General features: G+C 70.0%; 18 protein-coding genes. 11 read left to right on the forward strand and 7 right to left on the reverse strand.

Annotation, left to right across the window (positions count from 1 at the left end; translation table 11 throughout):
• The gene (locus MBA17_RS06595) at nucleotides 1–1764 is read left to right on the forward strand and encodes an ABC transporter ATP-binding protein (RefSeq protein ID WP_238495380.1); all 1764 of its coding nucleotides are present in this window, start codon (nucleotides 1–3) and stop codon (nucleotides 1762–1764) included.
• Here MBA17_RS06595 and MBA17_RS06600 read toward each other — a convergent pair.
• Nucleotides 1761–3599, reverse strand: coding sequence for a GH39 family glycosyl hydrolase (locus MBA17_RS06600; protein ID WP_238495381.1), 1839 nt, complete (start codon nucleotides 3597–3599; stop codon nucleotides 1761–1763). The two genes, MBA17_RS06595 and MBA17_RS06600, sit on opposite strands and share 4 nt — an antisense overlap.
• 410 nt (nucleotides 3600–4009) lie before the next feature.
• Here MBA17_RS06600 and MBA17_RS06605 point away from each other — a divergent pair, with 410 nt between their 5' ends.
• From MBA17_RS06605 to MBA17_RS06620, 4 genes are all read left to right on the forward strand, one after another.
• The gene (locus tag MBA17_RS06605) at nucleotides 4010–5734 is read left to right on the forward strand and encodes a tryptophan halogenase family protein (protein ID WP_238495382.1); all 1725 of its coding nucleotides are present in this window, start codon (nucleotides 4010–4012) and stop codon (nucleotides 5732–5734) included.
• 18 nt (nucleotides 5735–5752) lie between these two features.
• Nucleotides 5753–6289 carry a flavin reductase family protein gene (locus tag MBA17_RS06610; protein WP_238495383.1) on the forward strand — a complete coding sequence of 179 codons (537 nt, stop codon included), beginning with the start codon at nucleotides 5753–5755 and terminating at the stop codon, nucleotides 6287–6289.
• Nucleotides 6290–6809: 520 nt separating this feature from the next.
• Nucleotides 6810–7853: an ATP-grasp domain-containing protein gene (locus MBA17_RS06615; protein WP_238495384.1), complete on the forward strand. Its 1044-nt coding sequence runs from the start codon at nucleotides 6810–6812 to the stop codon at nucleotides 7851–7853.
• Nucleotides 7850–9652, forward strand: coding sequence for an AfsR/SARP family transcriptional regulator (locus MBA17_RS06620; protein WP_274385018.1), 1803 nt, complete (start codon nucleotides 7850–7852; stop codon nucleotides 9650–9652). Before MBA17_RS06615 ends, MBA17_RS06620 begins: the two co-directional genes overlap by 4 nt.
• On the opposite strand, the gene MBA17_RS06625 is transcribed toward MBA17_RS06620, so the two are convergent.
• The 6 genes from MBA17_RS06625 to MBA17_RS06650 all read right to left on the reverse strand — a co-directional run bounded on the left by MBA17_RS06625 (nucleotide 9599) and on the right by MBA17_RS06650 (nucleotide 16948).
• A complete protein-coding gene (locus MBA17_RS06625; protein WP_238495386.1) occupies nucleotides 9599–10909 on the reverse strand; it encodes an MFS transporter in 1311 nt (436 codons plus the stop codon). The genes MBA17_RS06620 and MBA17_RS06625 overlap by 54 nt on opposite strands.
• A 118-nt stretch (nucleotides 10910–11027) precedes the next feature.
• Complete coding sequence (locus tag MBA17_RS06630; protein WP_238495387.1) at nucleotides 11028–12104, reverse strand: cytochrome P450; 1077 nt, start codon at nucleotides 12102–12104, stop codon at nucleotides 11028–11030.
• Nucleotides 12105–12201: 97 nt separating this feature from the next.
• Nucleotides 12202–13455: a glycosyltransferase gene (locus MBA17_RS06635; protein ID WP_238495388.1), complete on the reverse strand. Its 1254-nt coding sequence runs from the start codon at nucleotides 13453–13455 to the stop codon at nucleotides 12202–12204.
• Complete coding sequence (locus tag MBA17_RS06640; RefSeq protein ID WP_238495389.1) at nucleotides 13452–15527, reverse strand: prolyl oligopeptidase family serine peptidase; 2076 nt, start codon at nucleotides 15525–15527, stop codon at nucleotides 13452–13454. Before MBA17_RS06640 ends, MBA17_RS06635 begins: the two co-directional genes overlap by 4 nt.
• A 17-nt stretch (nucleotides 15528–15544) precedes the next feature.
• On the reverse strand, nucleotides 15545–16741 hold the full coding sequence (locus MBA17_RS06645) for a radical SAM protein (protein ID WP_238495390.1): 1197 nt from the start codon (nucleotides 16739–16741) through the stop codon (nucleotides 15545–15547).
• A gap of 66 nt (nucleotides 16742–16807) precedes the next feature.
• Nucleotides 16808–16948: a hypothetical protein gene (locus tag MBA17_RS06650; RefSeq protein WP_238495391.1), complete on the reverse strand. Its 141-nt coding sequence runs from the start codon at nucleotides 16946–16948 to the stop codon at nucleotides 16808–16810.
• Nucleotides 16949–17132: 184 nt separating this feature from the next.
• Here MBA17_RS06650 and MBA17_RS06655 point away from each other — a divergent pair, with 184 nt between their 5' ends.
• The 6 genes from MBA17_RS06655 (at nucleotide 17133) to MBA17_RS06680 (ending at nucleotide 23348) form a co-directional block, all read left to right on the forward strand.
• Entirely contained in the window at nucleotides 17133–17345 is a 213-nt protein-coding gene (locus MBA17_RS06655) for an aroma-sacti cluster domain-containing protein (RefSeq protein WP_238495392.1), read from the forward strand.
• Between the two features lie 5 nt (nucleotides 17346–17350).
• Nucleotides 17351–20398, forward strand: coding sequence for an AAA family ATPase (locus tag MBA17_RS06660; protein ID WP_238495393.1), 3048 nt, complete (start codon nucleotides 17351–17353; stop codon nucleotides 20396–20398).
• On the forward strand, nucleotides 20395–21270 hold the full coding sequence (locus tag MBA17_RS06665) for a S8 family serine peptidase (RefSeq protein ID WP_238495394.1): 876 nt from the start codon (nucleotides 20395–20397) through the stop codon (nucleotides 21268–21270). The genes MBA17_RS06660 and MBA17_RS06665 overlap by 4 nt, the downstream gene beginning before the upstream one ends.
• The gene (locus MBA17_RS06670; protein ID WP_238495395.1) at nucleotides 21257–21874 is read left to right on the forward strand and encodes a GAF domain-containing protein; all 618 of its coding nucleotides are present in this window, start codon (nucleotides 21257–21259) and stop codon (nucleotides 21872–21874) included. The genes MBA17_RS06665 and MBA17_RS06670 overlap by 14 nt, the downstream gene beginning before the upstream one ends.
• Before the next feature lie 149 nt (nucleotides 21875–22023).
• Nucleotides 22024–22437 (forward strand): ArsR/SmtB family transcription factor, encoded by a 414-nt coding sequence (locus tag MBA17_RS06675; RefSeq protein WP_238495396.1) that lies wholly within the window; start codon nucleotides 22024–22026, stop codon nucleotides 22435–22437.
• On the forward strand, nucleotides 22437–23348 hold the full coding sequence (locus MBA17_RS06680) for a cation diffusion facilitator family transporter (protein WP_238495397.1): 912 nt from the start codon (nucleotides 22437–22439) through the stop codon (nucleotides 23346–23348). Before MBA17_RS06675 ends, MBA17_RS06680 begins: the two co-directional genes overlap by 1 nt.
• Nucleotides 23349–23398: the final 50 nt, after the last annotated feature.

Consider the following 23398-nt stretch of genomic DNA (forward strand, 5'->3'; position numbering starts at 1 on the left):
ATGGCGCTGCTCGAAGTGCGCGAACTCTCGGTCACCTACCGCCCCCGCGACGGCGTGCCTGTCCGCGCGGTGGACCGGGTCAGCTTCGACGTCGCCGAAGGCGAGTTCGTGGGGCTGCTCGGCGAGTCCGGCTGCGGCAAGTCGACCCTCGGCAACGCCGTACTCCGGCTGCTGGACAAACCCGCCGCGATCACCGGCGGCACGGTCGTCTTCGACGGCACCGACATCACCACGGCCAGGGAGGAGACCCTGCGCTCGATGCGCTGGGCGCGGATCTCCACGGTGTTCCAGAGCAGCATGAACTCGCTGAATCCCGTCATCACGGTGGGGGCGCAGTTCGAGGACACCTTCCAGGCGCACGGGATCGACCCCGGACACCGGGCAGCGGAACTGCTGGCGATGGTCTCGCTCGATCCGGTGGTGCTGCGGCGGTTCCCGCACGAGCTGTCGGGCGGCATGAAGCAGCGGGTCGCGCTCGCCCTGGCGCTCGCCCTCTCCCCCCGGTTCGTGCTGCTCGACGAGCCGACCACCGGCCTGGACGTCGTGGTGCAGCGCAGCATCCTGGACCGGCTGCGCGAACTGCAGGTGGAGCTGGGGTTCGCGGTGCTGTTCATCAGCCACGATCTCGGCACGGTCATGGAGATGGCCGACCGGGTCATGGTGATGTACGCCGGGGAGATCGTGGAGGACCAGCCGGCCAGGGCGATGACGGCCGCCCAGCTTCACCCCTACAGCCGGGGCCTGCTCGGCTCCTACGCCGATCCGCGCGCGGCGCAGATCAGCGTCACCTATGTTCCGGGACGGCCACCGGACCTGTCCCGGGAGCAGCGGGGCTGCCGGTTCGCGGCCCGCTGCCCGATGGTGGTCGACGCCTGCCTGAGCGAACATCCCGAGCTGCTGCCCGCCGGTCAGGGGCTGGCTCGTTGCCTGATGGTCGACAGCCCGGCGATCCCCGGCGGGTTCGCCGTCCCAGGACGGGCCCGGGTGGACACCGCCGAAGGCCCGCCGGTGCTGGCCGTCCGGGATGTGGTGAAGGACTACCGTGGCGGGACGCGAGCGGTCGACAAGGTGTCGTTCGACCTGCACAGCGGCCGGGTGACGGCGTTGGTCGGCCAGAGCGGGTCCGGAAAGACCACGCTGGCCAAGCTGGTCACCGGGATCGAACGGCCGACGGAGGGGTCCGTGCGGTTCGGCGCCACCGACGTCGGCGCGTTGCGCGGCCGTAAGCTGCGGGCGTACCGGAGACACGTCCAGCTCGTGTTCCAGGACCCGTTCGCCGCGCTGAATCCCACCAGTACCGTGGCGTACGCGCTGTCCCGGCCGCTGCGCAATCATCTGGGCCTGTCCGCGGCCGAAGCCGGGGAACGGGCCGCCGACCTGCTCGAGGTCGTCGGCCTGGCACCCGCCGCGCAGTACCTCGACAAGCTGCCCCACCAGCTCTCCGGCGGCCAGCGCCAGCGCGTGGTGATCGCTCGGGCGCTGGCCCCCGAGCCTGCGATCCTGGTCGCCGACGAGCCGATCTCGATGCTCGACGTGTCGATCCGCGCCGAGATCCTGGAACTGCTCGACCGCCTGGCCCGCGACCGCGGCATCGCCATGCTCTACATCACCCACGACCTGCTCAGCGCACGAATGCTGGCCGACGAGGTGCTGGTGCTGAGTGAGGGCCGGGTGGTGGAGGGCGGCCCGACGCTCCGGGTCATCCGGCACGCCGAACACGCCTACACCAAACTCCTCCTGGACGCGCTCCCCAAACCGGTCTAGGCGTTGACCTCGACCAGTACGGCGCCTGGCTGGGGGAGGACCAGTTCCACGATGAGGCGTCCGTTGGCGTCCAGCCGGGCCGGTGCCGGCTCCACCGTCAGGGCGTCGGACGCGCGGAGCCGGTGCCACTGTTCCTCGGTCGGCCAGTCGCCGACGCCCAGGCGTTCCGCGAGCGTGGCCACGTCGCCGTGTGCGCGGTCCAGCCTGGTGAGCGTGACCTCCCCGGCAGGCTCGCCGAGCACCAGCCGTACCCGGCGGCCGAGGCCCGTGCCGCCCTCGGCCTTCGTGTGGTCGAGGGTGTGGTTCCAGACCAGTACGGCGAGCGAGCCGTCGGCGCGGCGGCTTGCCCAGCTCCGCACCAGGCCATCGGCCCCGTCGCCGTCGGCGGTGACCGGCAGCTCGGTGTCGCCGAGCCGCGACAGCAGCCACAACGCGTGGTAGCGGGCCTTGGCGACGCCGCCGACGGTGATCAGCCCGAACCCGCCGTGCAGCAGCCTCGGCGGGCGGCCGAGCTCCTCGAAGTGATCGGACGCCACCCAGTAGGACAGCGCGTCCAGCCGGCCCGCCGAAGATCGCATGCCGTCCAGCAGGAACATCCCGGCGGCGGCGCCGTCGTTGACCGGGTTGAAGTGCGTCGGGGTGACGCCCCACTCGGTCCACAGGATTCGGGCGTCCTCGCGACCGAACCTGGCCAGCGTCGGACGCAGGTCGAGCGGCGGGCTGCCGTAGGTGTGCGTGGAGACGAAGTCCAGCGGTGCTCCGGAGTGCGCCACATGGTCGAGCAGTTCGTCGACCCAGCCGGCCGCGGCCGAGGAAGGGCCGCCGACCTGGAGTCCGGGGTCGACGTCCTTCACGGCGAACGCGGTCACGTCGTACAGGCGCAGCCACTCCTTGCGGGTGCTGGACCAGAAGACCTCCAGATTCGCCTCGTTCCACACCTCGAAGTCCCAGCCGCGCACCTCCTGCAGGCCGTATCGGTCGACGAGATGCTGGACCAGTGCGCGGACCAGGTCACCCCAGCGCTGCCAGTCCTTGGGCGGGGAGATCACGCCCCGGTATTCGAAGACCGTGCGCTCGGGGTCGGCTGCCAGGTCGCGGGGCATGAAACCGATCTCGACCACGGGCCGCAGGCCGATCGCGAGCACCGCGTCGTAGACCTGGTCGACGCCGTCGAAGTCGTACACCGGCTCGCCGTCCACCTCACGGTACACGCCGAGGTCGTCATGGAAGATCGCGTGCGCTCGCACCGATTCGACGCCGATCTCCTCGCTGACCCGCCTGAGCGCGCCGAGCAGTTCCTCGCCGATCGGCCGGCCGCCGCTGAGGTCGGCGCACCGGAGCTGGCTGAGCCGCTCGCTGCCGATCATCGGCTGCCACGGCCGATGCAGCGCCGTACCGGACGCGGCTGTGTCCACCGTCATCGTGACCAGCGGTTCCTCGCCGTCCCTCGGCACGATCGAGGCCCCCGGCACGGCCTCGCCCAACTCCCCCGTGACCGTCACCTCGGGTACCGACGCCACGGCGTAGTGGTACGCCCTGCCCGGCTCGCCAGTCGTGTCGACGTACCACGTCCCCGGTACGGCGAGCACGTCGCCGCCCTGGTGGTCCACCGGCGCGAACGGCCCCGCCGCCCCCTCGGCCCGATGCACCAGGTAGCCCACGGCGCCCTCCACCGGCTGCCACCGCAGCGTCACGTGGCCCTGACCCGCCTCCACCCGCAGCCCGCCGGGCGGCGGCAGGATCGGCGGCTCACTGTGCCGGTCGGCGTCCGAGCGACGCGAGATCCGCGACTCCCAGTCCGTGCGTGCGTCGAGGTTGTGCTCGGCGTTCGTCACGTGTCAGTCTCCATAGATCGTGAGGCTGTAACCGGTTTCTGAAAACCATACACTCACCTCCGATGCGGAACAACCGCCTCTCATCAGCGACGGCGCACGAGATCGCCGACTCGATGGCAGCCGCCACGACCCTGGAGTCAATGGGCAGCCCACCCAGGCCGGCGCCGCTCTCCGCGATCCGGCGCACCGCGGCGTCGCGAACGGCTAACCAGGGGAATCGACCACGTTGGACCGGTCGACGTCGAAGCGCGGACATGCGAGGGACAGTGCGAGGGACAAGGTCGGCGCTGCCGCGCGAAAGGAGACGTCGGCGCGGATAGAACAGTTCCATACCGATGCTGAACCGAACCCGAACTCAGGGCTCCTAACCTACTGGTCAACCATCCAGCGGGTGCGAACGGAGTTCTGCCATGGCGATGAGCCCGACCGATCTCCCCTTGAACACGATGCTGAACGGACTCGCCCCTTCCCTGAGCGAGGAAGAACTCTCGCTGGTCCGCGGCTGGCTGTCCGGGGAGAACGGCACCGCGTCCCCGGGGTTCACCTCCGGCCGTGAACGGGCGGTCGGCGAGTTCGCACGACCCGGTGATGACGATCCGAAGGCGATCCGCACCGTCGGAGTCATCGGCGGAGGTACGGCCGGCTATCTGACCGCGCTGGCCCTGCGCGCCAAACGGCCGTGGCTGAAGGTCACCCTGGTCGAGTCGTCCACCGTGCCGATCATCGGGGTGGGCGAGGCCACGGTGCCGCTGATGGTGACGTTCCTCCACCACTACCTCGGCATCGATCTCCAGGAGTTCTACCGGGATGTCCGGCCGACCTGGAAACTGGGCATCAAATTCGACTGGGGACCGAATCCGGCGGGTTTCATGGCGCCGTTCGACTGGGCGACGAACTCGGTCGGCATCCTCGGCTCCCTCGCCGAGCAGGACGACATCAACGCGTTCACCCTGCAGTCGCTGCTCATGTCGGCGGACCGCACCCCGGTGTTCAGCCCCGGTGACGAGCCGGTCTCCTTGATGAAGTACCTGGCCTTCGCCTACCACCTGGACAACGAACGCTTCGTCCGGTTCCTCACCTCGCTGGCGCGGTCCCGGGGGGTCGAGCACCTCGACGCGAAGATCGCCGATGTCGTGCTGGGCGACGACGAGTGGGTGGATCACCTGGTCACGACCGACGGCGGCCGGCTCTCCTTCGACTTCTACGTCGACTGCTCCGGCTTTCGGTCGTTGATGCTCGGCAAGGCCATGGAGACGCCTTTCCACAGCTATTCCGACAGCCTGTTCACTGATTCCGCCGTGACGGGAAACGTCGGCCACGGCGGCAGGCTCAAGCCGTACACCACGGCGAGAACGATGGACGCGGGATGGTGCTGGAACATCCCCACCAGGCAGGACGACCATCTCGGCTATGTGTACTCCTCCGCCGCGCTGAGTGACGAAGCCGCCGCCGACGAGTTGGCACGCTGCTACCCCGGTGTCAGTGCTCCGCGTTTCATCAGATTCCGGGTGGGGCGTCATGAGTCGGCGTGGCGGGGCAACATGATGGCGATCGGCAACTCCTTCGGGTTCGTCGAGCCGCTGGAGTCCAGCGGCCTGCTGATGATCACCCAGGGCGTGCTGGCGCTGGTGGGCTCGATGCCGGCCTCGTGGTCGGATCCGGTCGGCAGGGAGGTCGTCAACGCGGTCCTGACCAAGAAGTGGGATGAGATCCGCTGGTTCCTGTCGATTCACTACCGCTTCAACACGCGGCTGGACACACCCTTCTGGCAGGAGGTTCGCAGCCGGACGGACGTCTCGGGCCTCCAACCGCTGCTTGAGGTGTACGCCGCGGGCGCGCCCCTGCGCATGCGCGACTCACTGACGCGCAGGCACCTCGAAATCACCGCGCCGACCTTCTACGGCCTCCAGGGCATCGACTGCGTCCTGCTCGGTCAGCGGGTGCCCACGCGGTTGCTGCGCTCCGCCGAGCCGATCGAGCGGTGGCGGACCCGAAAGGCCGCGGCCGACGTGCTCGTACGGCGGGCCCTGCCGCAACGGGAGGCGCTGGACCTGTTCGAGTGCGAACCACGGTTGCACGACGAACTGCTGAAGGACCGGGACAGCTGGGTGACCCGATCCGCCGTCGCCCTGTAGGCACCGGAGGGAGAAGCGATGCAGCAGCACTCATCGACCGCCGCCATGGTGGACTCCGTCACCCCGGGGAGGTTCCGGAATCTGATGAGTTCCTTCCCCAGCGGAGTCGCGATCGTGACCACCACGGGGCGGCGGGGAAGGCCGTTCGGCATGACCGTGTCGTCGCTGTGCAGCCTGTCCCTCCAACCGGCGATGCTGCTCGTCTGCATGCGCAACGAGAGTGAGACCCTTGCCGAGATCGTCGTTCGCGGCGCCTTCGCGGTGAACCTGCTCCATCGGGACGGGCGGGAGGCCGCGGTCCTCTTCTCCTCGACCGCGCCCTCCCGCTTCACGGCCATCGCCTGGGACACCACCCCGACCTGGTCGCTGCCCGCCCTGCCCGAGCACGCGCACACCACGATGGAGTGCGCACTGGACAACGTGGTGCGGGCGGGCGACCACACGTTGATCATCGGCAGCGTCGCCGACGCGACGGAATGGCGGCAGGACCTCGCTCCGCTGCTGTACGGCCTGCGCCGTTATGCGACCTGGCCCGAGAATTCCGGACCCGTGTAAACGGTTTCTCCCGCGACCAGCCACCATGACCACGCGCCCGCCCATGCCGCGTTAAAGATCGAGGCTGGACGCCGTTCGCGAATTGATACTCCGTGATCGCCGTCGGGCACGGCGACCATACCAGACACGACCGAATGATCCGTACTTGCTCGCGGCCGCGTCGCGTCGCGAACGGCGAAACAGCGGTAACGACGAATTACCCTACGAGCGACGGAAGTCCGAGTGTCGATGCTCGTACGACTCACCGGATCTCGTACGAGAACCGACCGCTTGACATAAATGCGCCACCGTCGTTAGCTAATAGGGTGTCTAAAGCCATCGGCGCACTTGCAAAAGAAATGCTGGCAGGACTCGCCGGTAACACGGTCGGCACTCAGGTGGTTACGGTGGGGAATTGTTAGGTCCTGTCGATGGTTCCGCGCAGGCTCTGATCGGCAGGCTCCACGTTTCTCCCATCACCGTGGATCTGCGGTCCGCATGCGGCCCCGCGTCGTGGTCGCCCCCGTCCGCGGGTGACCCGATGATCGCGGCGCCGTACGTGGTGCTCGCCGAGCGAGCGGACTACGGCGAGTTCGCCGCGCTCCAGAGCACGCTGCACCGGCTCGGGGTGCCGAGTGTGCGGCTCGACGCCGGGAGCGTGGCGACGATGGAGGTCACCCTCCAGGTCGGCGACGGCTCGGTCACCCTGGACGGCGACCGCATCGCACCGACCGTCGTCTGGGCGCGGTCCCTCTCGCCGCGGGCGATCCCCGGCGAGGCGAGTCCGGCGGTGAAGACGCTCCACGCCGACTCGTGGTGCGCTTTCGTCCGCCAGCTTTCCACCCTCTCACCTGCGAGCCTGCCGGGACCCGGCCCCGGCCGTCTGGAGCAGCTCACCAGCGCGGCCAAGGCCGGGATCCGCACCCCGCGAACGATCGTCACCACCGATCCCAGGGCGGCGGGCGCCCGGATATCGAGTCGCAGGATCGTGGTGAAGGTGCTCGACGAGCACTTCGTCGAGACGGAGCCGGGATTCCTGGTCGGCGTGTTCCCGGAGATCGTGGACCGGGAGGAGGTCGTCCAGTGGTCACCTCTCGACTTCCCGATCATCGTCCAGGAGTACATCGCGCACGATAGGGAGTTACGGGTCTACTACCTGGCCGGAGCCGTCCACGCCTTCGCGGTGACCAAGGACGCGCCTGACGCCCCCTGGCGTGCGGAGTCATCCGTGTCGGTCACCTCGGTGACGGCTCCGCGGACGGCCGTCGAGGTGGTCCGGAGGCTCGCCGGCCTCTGGGGCCTGACCTACGGCGCCTTCGATCTGCTGCTCACCGATGGAGAGGTGGTGTTCCTGGAGGTCAACGTGGACGGCGACTGGCGCTGGTTCGAGTCGAAGGCCGGCACGCCCGTCGTCTCGATCGCGGCGGCTCTCATGATCAGGAAGCTCCACCTGGCGGCGCTGCGGCACGTGACGCCGACGCCGCCGATCGATATTCTCGATTTCCTGTTACTGGGGACTCGAACCGACCGCCCTGGACGGTCTTCCGTGGTTACCGAGCGATGTGAAATCAAGGAAGGCGCATGAGTCACGCGGCTTCATCTCATCTGAACTGCTCGATACTCGGTCCGCTTGAGGTCAGGGTGGACAATCGTAAGGCTATTATCGGCGCGCCAAAACAGCGGTTACTTCTGGCGGTCCTATTGTGCCGGGTGAACGCGATCATCCCGTCGGCCCAGTTGATGGATGCGCTATGGGGCGAATTACCGCCGCGAACAGCCCGCAAGAATCTCCAGGTATATGTCTCGGCATTGCGCCGAATTGTCGGCGACCGAATCAACTTCCAGGGGTGGGGATACCGGTTCGAGGCCGAGCAGGACGAACTCGACCTCCTCAGGTTCCAGGCGCTGGCCGCGGCCGGGCGCAGCGCGATCCGGAACGGCGACCCCGTCCTGGCCGCCGAGCTGCTGCGGGACGCCATCGGCATGTGGCAGGACCAGCCCCTGGCCGAGTTCTCATCCGTACCGATGATCGCGGGCGAGGTCGACCGGTTCACCGAGCTCTACCTCTCGGTCTATGAGGACTGGGTCGAGCTGGAGATCGAGCTGGGCCGCTACGTCGAGCCCCTGACCGGCCTCGACATCCTCGCGGCGCGGTATCCGACCCGCGAGCGCATCGCCGCGTCGAGAATGACGGCGCTGGCCCGATGCGGGCGTACGGCCGAGGCTCTGTCGCATTTCGAGGCCCTCCGCAGGCACCTGGCCGCCGAGATGGGCATCGATCCGAGCCCGGTGCTCAAGAGCCTCTACCAGGACATCCTCCGGGGTGACGGTTCCCAGCAGCCGGACCGGCTCACCAAGGCGAGCCGGTCCGGGCCCGCCCTGGTGAGGCCGGTTCAGACCGCGGCCAACCAGCTGCCGCGCGACATCGCCGACTTCGTCGGCCGCGAGGCGGAGATCCACCGCGTCGCGAACGAACCGGCCACGGTCACCCTCATCACCGGCGAGCCGGGCATCGGGAAGACCACCCTCGCCGTGCATGTCGCGCACCGGCTGGCCCTGTCGTTCCCTGACGGCGTGCTCGTGGTCGCGCTTCAGCACCGGCGAGGGGTGCTGAGAGCCATCGCGGACATCCAGCGGGAACTCCTGGAAACCGTGGGGTTGAACGTCGAGGGGGTACGCGACGACATCCTCGCCTCGGTGTGGCGGTCCTGGCTCGCCAACCGGAAGCTCCTGCTGATCCTGGACGACGCCCCCGACGAGTCGAGCGTCCGCCTGCTGCTGCCCGGCACCTCGGCGAGCAAGGTCCTGGTGACCAGCCTGAGCAGGCTCAGCGGACTGGAGTCCGTGGCCCGGATCGGCCTGGGAGAGCTGTCCGCCGCCGAGGGGATCGAGTTCCTGAAGAACCTGATCGGCCCGGAGCGAGTGCTCGGCGACCTGCCCGCCGTCATGGCCGTCTTCGATCGGTACGGGCTCTCGCCGCTGACCCTGCGCCTGCTCGGCTGCAGGTTCGCCCGGCTGCCGCACGTGCCTCTCAGCTATCTGGCGGACCGTCTCGGACGGGCCGAGAGCATTCTCGACGAGTTCGTCGCCGGCGATGTGTCGCTACGGGAGCGGTTCGAGGAAACCTACAACCGCCCGTCGTGGACGCACCGTGCCGCGTTCCTCACGCTGGGCGCGCTCGCGGGGCCGCCGTTCAGTCATGACGAACTCGTCGCCGCTCTGCACGGGACCGCCATGCCGGCGGAACGGGTCATCGAATCACTGCTGGAGGCCAACATCCTCTCGGTTCCCGACAGCGAGGTGACCGCCCACTCCATGCACTACACCATGTCACCGCTCGCCCATCGGTTCGCGATCGAACTCCGCCGGACCTGCTCCCTCTGAGTCGGCGGCGGACTCGCCGGCGGACTCGCCGGCGACCGGGGTCACGGGGGCGTCGAGGCCGCGCAGCGCGGGGCTGGTCGAAGCCAGCGCGCAGCCTGCCGCGAGCAGGCCGCCGATCAGGAGCAGCGCGCCCGCGCCGCTGACGTACTCCGCCAGAAGGCCGCCGAGCAGCGGGCCGACCGGCGTGAGGCCCATGCTCGCGACCGTGAACAGCGAGACCAGCCTGCCCATCATCTCGTCCGGCACGAGCGTCGCGACCAGGACGCGCAGCACCACGTTGAGCGCCGGTACCGTGACCATCGCCAGGAAGAGCGGCACGACCGGCCAGTAGGGCCCGAACGGCAGGGCGGCCGCGCAGACGGCGAGCGCGAAGAAGCCGACCACCGCCAGCATCAGCTTCCCCGGCGGCAGGAGATCGCCGATCTTGGCTGACACCGTCGCGCCGAGCAGGCCGCCCAGCCCCATGCCCGCCAGCACGAACCCGGTCGCGGTCGGGTCGCCGCCACGGCCTTCGACGAGCACGATCACCGGCAGCAGCAACGCGTTCGCGACGAGGTTCGCGACCAGGGAGAACATCAGCCCGGCGCGCAGCCCGCGCTGACGCCACAGCCAACGGCCCGCCTCGATGATGTCCGACCGCATCTTGGCCTTCCGCGGCTCCGGAGCGGTCTCCGGGCGGCGGGGAACTTTGGCGATGATGACGCACACCATCGAGATCAGATAGGTGATCGCGTCCACCACGAACGGCACGGCCCGTCCCAGGGCGAACAGGAATCCGCCCAGCGGCGGTCCGGCGAGCGAGGCCGCGTGGCTACGCGCCTCTTCCTGGGCGTACGCCGACGGCAGTTGCTCGGCGGGCACGATCGCGCGGATCGCCGTGGCACGTGCGGGGCTGGAACAGGCGTCCGCCGCGCCGTTCACCACGGCCACCACGATGATGTGCCACAACGCCACCTGCTCGGTGAAGATCGCTACGGCGAGGGCGGACATGGTCAGGAAGCGGACGGCCTCGCTGCCGAGCAGGATTCGGCGCCGGTCCCAGCGGTCCACCCATACCCCCGCGGGGAGGGAGACCAGGATGTTGGTGACGATCCGGCAGGCGCCGGTGACTCCGGCCAGCGCGGCGGAACCCGTGACGGCCAGGACCAGCAGCGGGAAGGCCAGCCAGGTCAGCGTCGATCCCAGCCCGGAGGTCGCCGCGCCGATCCACAGCATCTGGAAGCGGAGGTTGCGGCGCAGTGGCGGTAGCTCGCTCATGGTGCCACCTTCGTCAGCGTGTGTTCCGAGGTTCCCATTCGGTGGTTCACGTCCAGTTCGGACCCGGTATGGCCCTGGTATGCCATCGCTGCGAACACAGCGGCCCCTCCACAGACGGTCAATATTCGTGATCTCCAGTGCCGCGCGGACGGACGTGGAGTTCCGCGAGACCACGGCTGAGGTGGTTGCCACGCCAGCTCAGCCGGTCGAGCGGCGTCACCGGCGTGAGGCCGGGGAAGCGGCTGACGATGGCGGTGAGCGCCACGGTGAGCTCCAGCCTCGCCAGCGGAGCCCCCAGGCAGTAGTGCGGGCCCAGGCCGAACGTCAGGTGGTTGCCGACGGCCGGCCGGTCGAGGTCGAGCAGATCGGGATCCCGGTGGCGCGCGGGATCGCGATTGGCCGCCCCGGTCGACAGCAGGACACGGCTGCCCGCGGGGACGAGCGTGTCCCCGACGCGCACGTCCTCGGTGGCCGTCCGCACGGTGCCGAACGGCCCGGGGGTGTTGAACCGGAGCAGTTCCTCGACGGCCTGCGGCATCTTCGCCGGATGGGCGTGGAGCGCGGCCAGTAGTTCGCGGCGGGCCATCAACTCCACCACGGACATGCCGATCATCTGGGCGGTGCTCTCGTACCCGGCGAGCAGCAGCGTCGCGCAGAGCGAGACGAGCTCGTCCCGGCTGACCTCACCGCCGGGTTCCCACCCGGTGACGATCGAGGAGAGGACGTCGTCACCGGGGTCGGCCAGCCGCCGCCCGACCTCGTCCCGGAAATAGGCGTCGAGCCGATCGAGGTTCGCCGTCACGGCGGCTCGGTCGCGGATCGGGCGGGTGAACGCGGAAGCGGCCCAGGCGTACAGGTCAGGCCGGGCCGCCGGGGCCAGCGCGAACAGCTCGCACATGACCTGGAAGGAGAAGGGGTGCGCGAAGGCCGCCATGAGGTCGAACCGCTGCCGCCTTCCCAGCGGTTCGAGCAGGTCCGAGGCGACCGTCTCGGCGGCCGCCCGGTACGAGCCGATGCGGTACGGCGCGAACGACGGGGTGGCGAGCCTGCGGATTCGCGTGTGGTGCGGCGGGTCGTAGCTGACCAGCGTGACGTCCAGCGCCCGCCTCCGCACCGCCCCCACGGCGCGACCGGCCTGAAGGGAGAAGCGGGGGTCCAGGAAACCGGCACGGACGTCCGCGTCACGAGTGATCATCCATACCGGTTTCCCGGCGGGCGTCACCACCCGCGCCACCGGGCATGCCGCGCGGAACCGCGCGAGACTGGAATAGGGATCGGCGAGGAACGTTCCGTCAAAGGGCGTTCGTGGCTGTGCTTCCCGTTGCTGCGCTTCCCGTTGCTGCGCTTCCCGTTGCTGTGCTTCTCGTGGCGTCATCTGCGGGCCCCTCTCTCTTTGTCCGCCGGTCTGGGGCGATCGGCACCGCTCCGGTCACGAAGTCGGCGGCCGCCGCGGCGCCGCCGGATTCGTTCAGCCGGGCGCCGAGCCACCGCACGCGGTTCCGCAGCGGCTCGTCGTCACAGGCCGCCTTGAGCACCTCGGCACCGCCGGTGAAGCGGACCGCTGCTCCCGAACGCACGCACGCCTCGGCCAGCAGCGGCTGCTCTGATCCGGCCGGGGCGACGGCGAGCGGCCGGCCGTACCTGAGCGCGTTCAGGACCGGGGAGGTGGTGCCGTTCGTCAGCACCAGGTCGGCCAGTTCGATCAGCGGGCCCATCCACGGCCGGCGGACCACCACGACATCCGCGTCCGCGGCCGGGTGCGGAGCGCCGGAACGCGCCTGTTCGACAACGGCCTGGAACGGGCCGCCGGTGAAGGTCACGTTCAACCTCGGCCACAGGCTCTCGCCGCCGAACACCCGGCCCAGGTGCACGTAGACGACAGGCTTGCCCACCCGGGCCAGGTGCCCGGCCAGCCGGTCCAGCGCGGGTGGATCGGCGCGGGGTTCCCATGAGCACGGCCCCACGTGGTGGACGCCTTCGGGCAGGACCGCGCCGGGGTACTCCAGTGCCGGATCACCGCGCAGCAGCAGACCCGCCCCGATGAGAGGGCGGTCCGGCCGCCGGTCGCGGCGGTACGGCAGGCCGGCCTGTTCGCGGGTGGCACGGTAGTGGCGCAGCAGCTCCCGCAGCCGCCATTCCCGCAGGACGACACGCTCCGGCTCCCCCTCGACCTGGTCGCGGTAAGGCCACAGGTGCGCCGCGAATCCCAGTACCGTCACCGGCAGGTCGAGCGTCTCGGCGGCGAGGAGCACGCCGTGGCAGAGGAGGGAGGTGACCACGGCATCGGCCCGGACGTCGCGGGCCGCGTCCAGCACCGCTCGATACTGGGACATCCCGGTCTCGACCCAGCGGCCCACCGAGAAGGCGCCGGCTCCGCCGTACTCGTCCGCGGGAAGGATGGGCAGGGCCGTCTCACGCAGCGCCGTCGCCGTGCCGGGCCGGGCGAGGGTGAAGACGGAGTGGCCGCGCCGGCGCAGTTCCAGCCCGACCGCCACGGCCGGGTACAGGTAACCGGGATCGCTGAACGGGCACAGGAGGACGTTCATGCAGGTCCGGCCGGATCGAGGCCGAGGTGGTGGGCGAGAAAGGTGATGGCGTCGGCGAGCAGCGCGGTCTTTCTCGACGCCGCTCTGGCGCCGTGGCCGACGTCCCGTTCCAGCCGGTACAGGAACGGCCCGGGAGCGGCGGAGCCGTGCTGGAGCGCGGCGCACATCTTGCGGGAGTGCGACGGATCCACGCGGGTGTCGGCATCGGCGACGGCGAACAGCACCGGCGGATACCGCAGCCCCTCCCTCGCCCGGTGGTAGGGCGAGTAGGCGTGCAGGGCGCGGAACTCGCCGGCGTCCCGCACGCTGCCGTACTCCGCCCGCCAGCTCGGTCCCATGCCCAGACGCTCGTAGGCGAGCATGTCGAGCAGCGGCGCGACGCAGACGACGGCGGCGTATTTCTCCGGGTGCTGGGTGAGCGCGGCTCCGGCCAGCAGTCCTCCGTTGGACTCGCCCAGGACGCCGAGCCGGTCCGGGCCGGTCCAGCCGTGCTCGATCAGGAAGTCGGTGGCGGCGTCGAAATCGTCGAAGACGTTCTGCTTGCGCACCCCCGTGCCGGCGCGGTGCCACTCCTCGCCCTCCTCGCCACCGCCGCGCAGGCACGGGATCGCGTAGATCCCGCCCGCCTGGACCCAGGCCAGCGCCTGCGGCATGTAGCCGGGTGACATCGACATCCCGAAACCGCCGTATCCGGTCAGGACCGCCGGACGCGGCCGATCCGGCTCACCACCCGGGGAGAGGATGAACATGCGGACCGGAGTGCCGTCGTGGGAGTCGAACGTCACCTGGCAGGTCTTCACCTGGGAGGGGCCGGTCGCGACGGACCGCGACCACGGCTCGGTCGTGCCCGCGCGGGCGTCGTATCGCAGCACCCGCGGCGGCGTCGTGTGGTCGCAGTAGCTGAACCAGACCTCATGCCCGCCCTCAGGCCGTACGGTGAACCGGCCGACGTCTCCGCTTCCCGGCAACGGCACGGTCGCCAGTTCGCCCCCGTCGGCCAGGTCGTGGACGGCGATCTCGGATACGGCGTGCCGGCTCCAGGAGACCAGGGCGAGGGGACGCGGCAACTCCGCGTCCAGCAGCGGCACGAAGTCCTCGAGCACCGCGTCCGGCCGCTCGGGGATCAGCGTCCGCCAGTTCGCCGGCGTGGGGTCGGCGGCGGTCGTCACGACGATCCGGCCCCTCGGCGCGTCGAGGTCGGTGCGCAGCCACACGGGATCGGACGGCGTGGTCCCCGGGGCGATCAGCAGCCTGCTGCGCACCCGCGTGTTCTCCTGGACCGGACGCAGTTCCGGGCCGCTGCGCAGGTCGGCCAGCCACAGGTCGGTGGCGGTGTCGGCGCCGGTCGTCGCGGAGATCGTGAGCCAGCGGCCGTCCGGCGTCACGGCGACGCTGTAGAACCGGGTCTTCTCCTGGCCGTCGCCGAAGATCAGGATGTCGCCGGCCGGATCGGATCCGACGTGGTGGAGATAGACCCGCCGGTGGTACCTGTCCTCGCCGGGATCCTGCCGAGGAGGGAGCCGTCGCACGTAGTAGTAGGACCGGCCGCCCGGCAGCCAGGCGACGGGAGATCGCCGCACCCGGTCGATCGGGCCGTCGACCACGGCTCCGGTCGCCACGTCGAGCACCCTGAGCAGGGAATCCTCGGTGCCGCCCGTGGAGAGCTGGAAGGCGAGAAGGTCGCCTTCCAGCGAGGGATGCCACGCCTCCAGCACGGTGCGCCCGCCCGGGTCCAGGGCCAGTGGGCTCACCAGCGGGCGCTCCGTCCCGTTCTCCGACACCATCAGCGTGGGATGGTCCTCGCCGGGTTCTCTGCGGGTGTAGAAGATCCGGTCGCCGCGTGGCCGGGGCACCGAGGTCAGGGGGATCCGGCTGAGCCGGGCCAGCGTCGCGTGCCACTGGTCCAGGTGCGGCCATCGAGCCCGCTCGCCGGTGAGCAGTGCTTCCTGTGCCGATGTCCAGGCGAGGGTCCGCTCGTCGCCTCCGTCTTCGAGCCAGCGGTAGGGGTCGGCGATGAGGTGGCCGTGGAAGTGGTCCGCCGCCGCGGTCCGGGGGGCGTCCGGGTAGCGCACAGTGCCCTTCCTCCGTCTCACGCCCGGAGGCGGCCGGTCGAACTCAGGTAGTCCAGGAGGGCCGCATCCACCGTGTCATGAAATTCCGCCAATACCGTGATTTCATCCGCGTATTGGTACGACTCCTCGCACGTGATCCATCTGCCCTCGGTCTGCCCGGCCGGTAGGTAACCGTCGCGGACCGTGCCCACCTGCCAGCCGGGTTTGCCCGCCGTCTCCCAGCAGCTGAAGAGGGTGCCGTCGGCGTTCACGACCGCGCCGTACTTTCCGTCCTTGAACGAGCACGCCTGGCAGGGGCGGTGCGCGCGCGGGCGCGGCACCGTGAACCCGAGGTCCACCGCGCGACGCTGCCACCGTGTGAACCGGCCCGCCAGTTCGGTGGAGAACTTCAGTTGGTTGCCGTAGCCGATGCCCACATCGCCGACCCGGGCGAAGTGGAGCGAGCACCGGGCCGGGTCCAGCCCGTCCGCGAGCCGCTCGACCAGCGCGTCGATCCCCTCGAAGTTGTGGTGGGAGACGTTGACCCGGATGTCGCACCTGATCGGGGTGACCGCCGTCACCTGGGCCATGTTGGCGACGATGGCGTCGAAGGTGCCGCCACCGCTCCGGCGTACCCGGATGCGGTCGTGCTCGGGCCGATCACCGTCGAAGGTCACCTGGACGTCCCGCAGACCGAGATCGGCCAGTTGCCTGGCGAGCGGCGGGGTCAGCAGCGTGCCGTTGGAGGTCATGCTCGCCCGGAGCAGCCCATAGTCCGCGGCACGCGCGAGCAACTCCCGGCAGCCCTGCGGATTCAGCAGCGGCTCTCCCCCGAAGAGCATGAGCACGAGCCGGTCCATGCCCGACTCCGCCATCCGCCGCCCGGTGAAGTCGAGGACGGAGGTGATGGTGTCCGAGGTGAGCCGGGAATAGGCGATCCGCGGCGGACGGCTGCCGCCGGCGGCGTCCTGGTCGACGTTCTGGAAGCAGTAGGCGCAGCCGAGATTGCAGTTGGTGCTCGTCAGCACGGTCAGGGAGTAGTTCTGGTAGCCGCGTGTGCTGAGCAGGCCCTGCTCGCTGAGGTGCCGCTCGGCGGCCGGCCGTAAGGCGCGCGTGGCCGTGAGATGTTCGTTCTTGAGGCGGGCGATCCCGCCAGGCCCCAGGAACCACCAGCCGTGTTCCCCTCGGAGCATGCGCGGCCCCACCTCGGCTTCGCGGTGCCGGCCTTTGTTCATCGAACCCTCCGTGCTTCACGATGAGGGTTCCCGGTCTCCGCGGGAGACCGGGAACCGAAGGGGGACCTAGCTGTCGTGCTCCTGGTGGATGCCACACCAGGGAGTCTCTTCGCCCTCCTCGGAGTGCGCCACGACCTCGGGGGCCTCGGCGTCCACGATCTCCGGCTCGGTCTCGGGGCTCAGGTTGTCCTCATTGGGCTCGGCCATGCCGGCGCTCCTCACTATCAGGGCGAATGCCGTTTCATCGGGCGAACCACACGCTAGGGACGGCCAGTTTGGGGTCAGTATGGCGACGGCATGGCGCCGCCATACTGGCCCAAAACCCGCCGTCAGTAGCGTGTGGCCCATCAGTCGCCGAGACCCTGCGGCAGGCGTGACCAGGAGGTAACCGATGAACGGACACGACGCTGAGACCCGGCCGACGTCGTTCGACGCGTTGACATCCCTGCGCGAGGCGGGTCATCCCATCGATCTGCTCAACGAGCGGCAACGACAGGTGTTCGCCGAGCTGAGCCGGCCGGAGATCGAACTTCTCAACTCCATCAAAACCCGCCTCGACGCGGCGGCGGGCGAGGTCGAGGGCCAGGAGCTCAAGCTGATATGAACGCCATGGCCGCTCGCCCCGCCCGCCGGAACGTCGTCATCTTCTTCATCGACCTCGTCGGCTGGACCGAGTTGGCCGAGCGGCTCGACCCTGAGCTGCTCAGAAGCGTTCTGGACCGATACTACGAGGCGTGCACGTCAGGCATCATCGAGCACGGCGGCGTGGTGGAGAAGTACATCGGCGACGCGATCATGGCCACCTTCGGCATTCCGATCAGCAGTGAAGACGATGCTCTCCGGGCGGTCCGCGCCGCGCACGCCGCCCTCACCCGGGTACGGGAGCTGAGCGACGGGCTCGCGCCCACCCACGGGATCCGGTTGGACGTGCACTGCGGCATCTCCGCCGGGGAGGCGATCGTCATCGATTCGCCGGGATCGGACCTGCGCGTCATCGGGGACATCGTCAACACGGCAAGCCGGCTGCAGTCGGCCGCGGGCACCGGCGAGGTCCTCGTCGGCGACGACGTCGCACGCATGGTTCGATCCCAGGTACGCCTGGAACCCGTGCCGCCGCTCACCCTGAAGGGCAAGAGCAGCCCGGTGCGGGCATGGCGGCTGCTGTCGCTGGAACCCGAAGCCCGCCACGACGAGGACGAGATCCCCCTGATCGGCCGCGCCGACGAGATGGAGCAGCTCCACCAGGCATACCGCCGGGTGACACAGGGACGCCGGTGCTGCGTCGTGACCCTGCTCGGCACGCCCGGCATCGGGAAGTCCCGGCTCGTACGCGAGTTCCACGGCTCCCTGCCCGAGGACGTCGCGGTACTCACCGGCCGCTGCCCTTCGTACGGCGCGGGCATCACCTACCGCCCGATAGCCGAGATGCTGGAATCCCTCAACGGTGCGGGCCCGGTCATCGCCGCCACGCTGGAGCCGGCGAGCGTCCTCACCCTGCGCGGCCTCGCGACCCTGCGCCGGGCCGAGGAGGACTCGGGGGTGGAGGAGATCTCGCGCGCGGTGAGATCCCTGTTCGAGACGCTGTCCCAGGACAGGCCCCTGGTGGTGGTCTGGGAGGACCTGCACTGGGCCGAGCCGACTCTGCTGGATCTGATCGAAGACCTCGCGGCCTGGCTGCTGGACGTGCCCGTCCTGCTGATCTGCGTGGCCAGGCCCGAGCTGCTCACCACGCGGACCACCTGGGGAGGCGGCATGGCGTGCGCCGTCGCCCTGGAGCTCGGCCCGCTCGGCGGGGCGCAGATGGCACGCCTGGTCACCGAGTTGTGCACACACCGGAAACCGCCCGCCGAGGTGGTCGCGCACGGCACTGATCGACTGTGTCTGCGGGTCGCCGAGAGCTCGGACGGCAACCCGCTCTTCGCCGATCTGATGCTGGAGACGCTGATCGAGGAGGGCGAGGACGCGCCGCTCTCCCCCACGATCCAGGCGCTGCTCGGCGCACGCCTGGACCGGCTCGGCGACGGTGAGCGAAACGTGCTCGAATGCGCCGCGACGATCGGCCACCTCTTCACCTCGGACAAACTGCGAATCCTGGTCCAGGATGACCTGGACGGCCAGGCCGGGATGGACGAACTCATCCGGCGGCTGCTACGGCAACGCATGATCCGGCGTGCGGCGTCTCCGGCTTCGTTCCAGTTCACCCAGACACTCACCCGGGACACCGTCTACGCCCTGACCCGCAAGGATTTACGGGCCACCTGGCATCTGGCCCTTGCCGACGCGCTTTCCGCTCGGATGGAGACCTCGGCCGAAGGGGCGTCGTTCGAGGAGTCGTCGCAGGGGGACTACGCCCATCATCTGGAGACCGCCTGCCTGCTCAAACGAGAGGTCCAGCCGGACGACCCGCTGTTGCCGACGCTCACCGTACGCGCCGCCCGGGCCCTGATCGACGAGGGCACCCACGCGCTGCACCGCAAGGACCTGCCCGCCGCCATCTCCCTGCTGGAACGGGGACGTGCGCTGCTTCCCGCGGGAAACCCCGGGCACCGGCCGCTGGCCGTACGCATCTGCGACGCCGGGCTGGCGCGTGGCGACCGCGACCGGTCGTCGACCGCGCTCGACACGGCCGAACGAATGCTGCCCGACGACCCGAGGAACCTGCTCACCTGCGCGATACAGCGCGAGATGCTGGCCGTACGCTCCGGAATCCGGCCGTTCGCCCCTGAGCCTCTCGGTGACCTGCTCGCCGCCGACCCGGACGACGACCTGAGCTGGTGCCGGTTCCACCAGTTGGAGGCGCTGGCGCAGCTGGGCGAGGGACGCTTCGGCGCCGCGGAGGCGGCATTGCGCGACGGGTTGGCCCGCGCCCGGTCCCTGGGCGACCGCTACGAAGAGAATCGCCTGCTCAGCGGGCTGTGCGAGCTGGCGCAGTGGTCGCCCACGCCCATCGGGGAAAGCCTCACGCTCTGCGCCGACCTGGCGGCCAGGTTCAGTGGCGACCGGGCCCTGCTCGTACCCGTACTGATCACCCAGGCCCGCCTCCTGGCCCTCTCGGGCGACATCGCCGCCGCTCAGACCGTCCTCGTCACCGCCGGCCGGCACACGAGCGATCTTCATCTCGGCCTGGCGGCGACCGCGGTCATCCAGGTGAAGGGACTGGTGGAGGCGCTCGCCGGTCAGCACGCGACAGCGGAGGCGCTGTTCAGGCAGGGCGCGGCGGCCCTGCACACGGCGGGCCAGACGGGCCCCGCCACCACACTGGAGGTGTACGCGGCACGCGAGCTGCTCCGACAGGGCAACCTCCCGGAGGCCGCCCAGGCGCTGGACCGGCTGACCGCGACCGGCGACCGGCTCCAGTCGCGCGGCGAGCTGATCCTCATCGCCCTGCGGTCCCGGCTCGAATCCGCCGACGGCGACCACCGCACGGCGCTGGCCCTCGCCGCCCAGGCCGAGGAACGGCTGGACCGGACCGACGACCCCTGCCTCCAAGGCGATGTGCTGGTCGAACTCGCCGCCACCTACCGTACGGCGGGCCGTACCGCCGACGCGGCCGACGCGGCGGCACGCGCACTGCGGCACTTCACGAACGCGGGCGCGAACCTGCCCGCCGAACGGGTCCGCAGGTGGCTCACCGGTGTGGCGGAAGGAGATCAGTGACGGAGCCGCCCTGGCGTCGGGAACGGCGCGAGCACTACCCCGGCATGCCCGCCTGGAGCCTGGCCACCTCCCGCCAGGCGCAGGAGGAGTTCCCGGTGAGCCGCCAGGAGGAGGTCACCAGGGAGTGGGCGATGGCCGGGGCCGACGGATCGGGCGTGCGCGTCTGCGTGGTCGACAGCGGTGTCGACGGCGGGCACCCGCGCGTCGGCGGGCTGGAGCGATCGGTGGTGGTCGCTCGCGACGACGACGGGGAACCGACGCTCATCGACTGCGATCCGGTCGATCCCGCAGGCCACGGTACGGCGTGCGCCGGCGTGATCCGGTCGATCGCGCCGGGGGTCGCGCTCTCGTCGGTGCGGGTGCTGACCGACGGGAAGAGCGGCACCGGCAAGGCCCTGCTGGCAGGACTCCGCTGGGCCATCGACGAGGGCTTCGACCTCATCAACCTCAGCCTCTCGACCACCAGGGCCGAGTTTCAACCGGCGCTCCGCGACCTGGCCGACCGCGCGTACTTCCGGCGTTGCCTCCTGATCGCCTCGGCGCACAACATGCCGGTGCTGAGTTTTCCGTGGACCTTCTCCTCGATCGTCTCGGTGGCCAGCCACGACGAACCCGATCCGTTGACCTATTACTACAATCCCGCGCCACCGGCCGAGTTCTACGCGCGCGGCGTCAGGGTCCCGGTCGCCTGGCCGGGCGGCAAGGAGGTCAGCAGCACCGGGAACAGCTTCGCCGCACCCCACATCACCGGCATCTGCGCGGTCATCATGAGCAAGCACCGATGGATGACGCCGTTCCAGATCAAGTCGGTGCTCTACCTCACCGCCGACAACGTCGCCGCATCCAACGGAGGCACCCATGTCCCTACATGATCCACTGCCTTCCGAAGGCACCGACATCACTGAGCGGCGACTGCTGCAGTCCATCGTGGAAGTGGCCCGCCACGTGTTCGACTCGGCCGCGGCATCGATCTTCCTCGTGGACGACGACACCGGAGAACTGGTCTTCGAGGCGGTGTCGGGCGAAGGCGAGAAGCACCTGCTGGGGATGCGTTTCCCGGCAGGCACCGGCATCGCGGGCTGGGTCGCGGCAAGCGGCCAGCCCCTGATCGTCGACGATGTGTCAGAGGTGACGCAGTTCGCCCACGACGCGGCCGAGTCCACCGGCTACGTGCCCCGCAGCATCATGGCGGCACCGCTCATCCGCTACGAGGAGTGCATCGGCGTGCTGGAGGTGCTGGACCGCTCGAACCCGACCCGCGGCGACCTCGCCGACGTGGACCTCCTCGCCCTGATCGCAGCCCAGGCCGCCTACGGCCTCGAACTCCTGCTTCGCCTACGGCATGCGAACACCACCCCCACCGACGACATCCACGTGTTGCTGCAACGGATCGCCGCCCGGATACCCAAGGGCGCACGGACCACCCACCCGACAGCCGCGAAGCTCCTCGCCATGGCCGACGACCTCCTCGCCTGACGGCCGCATCGGCCTGCGCGACGCCATGGCAGCCCCGGGCCCGCGCCGGTGACTTCGGCCCCGTTTGGTTGTTTCGCCGTTCCGGGAGAGGCGGGAGCCTCGGAGGTCCGGGTTGACAGGCCGACTGCGCGTATCGCTATTCTCAATATATGAACAGTTCTTCAGATGAGCAATCGTCGGCTGTCGACGACTGCGCCATCCGGGTGGTGGATGCCCCCCGGGTGGCGGCGGTGCGTGAGCGGATGCCCGCGGGGCAGGATCTGGACGACACCGCGGAGGTGTTCGGGTTGCTGTCGGACCCGGGCCGGCTGCGGCTGCTGCTGGCGCTGCTGGAAGGCGAGATGTGCGTGTGCGATCTGGCCGCGGTGAGCGGGCAGAGCGAGTCGGCGGTGTCCCATGCGCTTCGGCTGCTGCGAGCCCACCGCGTGGTGACGGCCCGCCGCGCGGGCCGGATGGCCTTCTACCGGCTGGAGGACGCACACGTGCGGATGCTGCTCGACCTGGCGCTCGCGCACACCGAGCACACCCAGGCCATCCACCCCGAACGGGACGGGAACCACTGATGGGCACCGGGCACCGACACGGACACGGGCAGGGACACGCGGGGGGACGGCATCGGTGGCGGCTCGCCGTCTCCTTCGCGCTCATCGGCTCCTACTTCGTCGTCGAGCTGGTCTACGGGTTGTTGTCGGGCTCCCTGGCGTTGCTGTCGGATGCCGGGCACATGGCCGCCGATGTGGTGACCTTGGGCGCCGCGCTGGTGGCCACCCGGATCGCCACCCGCCCAGACGCCACGGGCCGCCGCAGTTACGGCTCCTACCGGGCGGAGGTGTTCGCCTCCCTGCTGGCGGTGGTGCTGATGCTCGGCGTGGCGGTGTACGTGGTGGCCGAGGCCGTGGGGCGGATCGGCGCCACCGCCGAGGTCTCCTCCGGGCCGATGCTCGTCGTGGGAGCCGTCGGCCTGGTCATCAACGTCATCGTGTTGCTGCTGCTGCGCTCCGGCGCGGCGGAGAGCCTGAACGTCAAGGGCGCCTATCTGGAGGTGGTGGCCGACACCGCCGGGTCGGTCGGCGTCATCGCCGCGGGCTGGCTGGTGGCGGCGACGGGCCTGCCGATCTGGGACACGCTGGTCGCCCTGGCCATCGGGATCTTCGTGGCCGTGCGCGCCGTCTCGCTGGGTCGGCAGGTCTTCGCGGTCTTGGGCCAGCATGTCCCGGCCGGTATGGATCCGGCCGCCGTCGCCCGGGATCTGGGCGCCGTCGAGGGCGTGCGTGACGTCCACGACCTGCATCTGTGGACGTTGACGTCCGGCATGCACGTGGCCACGGCCCATTTGGTCACGCAGGACGGCGCCGACCCTCACGCCGTCCTGGACCAAGCCCGCGACCTGCTGCGCGGGCGGCACGGCGTGGCTCACGCCACGTTGCAGGTCGAACCGGCCGATCACGTCGGCTGCGACGAACTGGGCTGGTGAACGCCACCATCACACCGGCCCCTGCTCCACCCTCTCCATTCCCCCTGCCT

Origin of the sequence: Dolomitihabitans soli, from assembly GCF_022213955.1 — a bacterium.
GTDB classification, from domain to species: Bacteria; Actinomycetota; Actinomycetes; order Streptosporangiales; family Streptosporangiaceae; genus Streptosporangium_A; species Streptosporangium_A soli.

Coding starts and splice junctions, on each gene's coding strand:
- MBA17_RS06635 (WP_238495388.1), bottom strand. CDS start 13,455: ATGAACGTCCTCCTGTGCCCGTTCAGCGATCCCGGTTACCTGTACCCG.
- MBA17_RS06610 (WP_238495383.1), top strand. CDS start 5,753: ATGCAGCAGCACTCATCGACCGCCGCCATGGTGGACTCCGTCACCCCG.
- MBA17_RS06650 (WP_238495391.1), bottom strand. CDS start 16,948: ATGGCCGAGCCCAATGAGGACAACCTGAGCCCCGAGACCGAGCCGGAG.
- MBA17_RS06620 (WP_274385018.1), top strand. CDS start 7,850: ATGAGTCACGCGGCTTCATCTCATCTGAACTGCTCGATACTCGGTCCG.
- MBA17_RS06660 (WP_238495393.1), top strand. CDS start 17,351: ATGGCCGCTCGCCCCGCCCGCCGGAACGTCGTCATCTTCTTCATCGAC.
- MBA17_RS06670 (WP_238495395.1), top strand. CDS start 21,257: ATGTCCCTACATGATCCACTGCCTTCCGAAGGCACCGACATCACTGAG.
- MBA17_RS06595 (WP_238495380.1), top strand. CDS start 1: ATGGCGCTGCTCGAAGTGCGCGAACTCTCGGTCACCTACCGCCCCCGC.
- MBA17_RS06645 (WP_238495390.1), bottom strand. CDS start 16,741: ATGAACAAAGGCCGGCACCGCGAAGCCGAGGTGGGGCCGCGCATGCTC.
- MBA17_RS06630 (WP_238495387.1), bottom strand. CDS start 12,104: ATGATCACTCGTGACGCGGACGTCCGTGCCGGTTTCCTGGACCCCCGC.
- MBA17_RS06655 (WP_238495392.1), top strand. CDS start 17,133: ATGAACGGACACGACGCTGAGACCCGGCCGACGTCGTTCGACGCGTTG.
- MBA17_RS06625 (WP_238495386.1), bottom strand. CDS start 10,909: ATGAGCGAGCTACCGCCACTGCGCCGCAACCTCCGCTTCCAGATGCTG.
- MBA17_RS06680 (WP_238495397.1), top strand. CDS start 22,437: ATGGGCACCGGGCACCGACACGGACACGGGCAGGGACACGCGGGGGGA.
- MBA17_RS06605 (WP_238495382.1), top strand. CDS start 4,010: ATGGCGATGAGCCCGACCGATCTCCCCTTGAACACGATGCTGAACGGA.
- MBA17_RS06675 (WP_238495396.1), top strand. CDS start 22,024: ATGAACAGTTCTTCAGATGAGCAATCGTCGGCTGTCGACGACTGCGCC.
- MBA17_RS06615 (WP_238495384.1), top strand. CDS start 6,810: ATGATCGCGGCGCCGTACGTGGTGCTCGCCGAGCGAGCGGACTACGGC.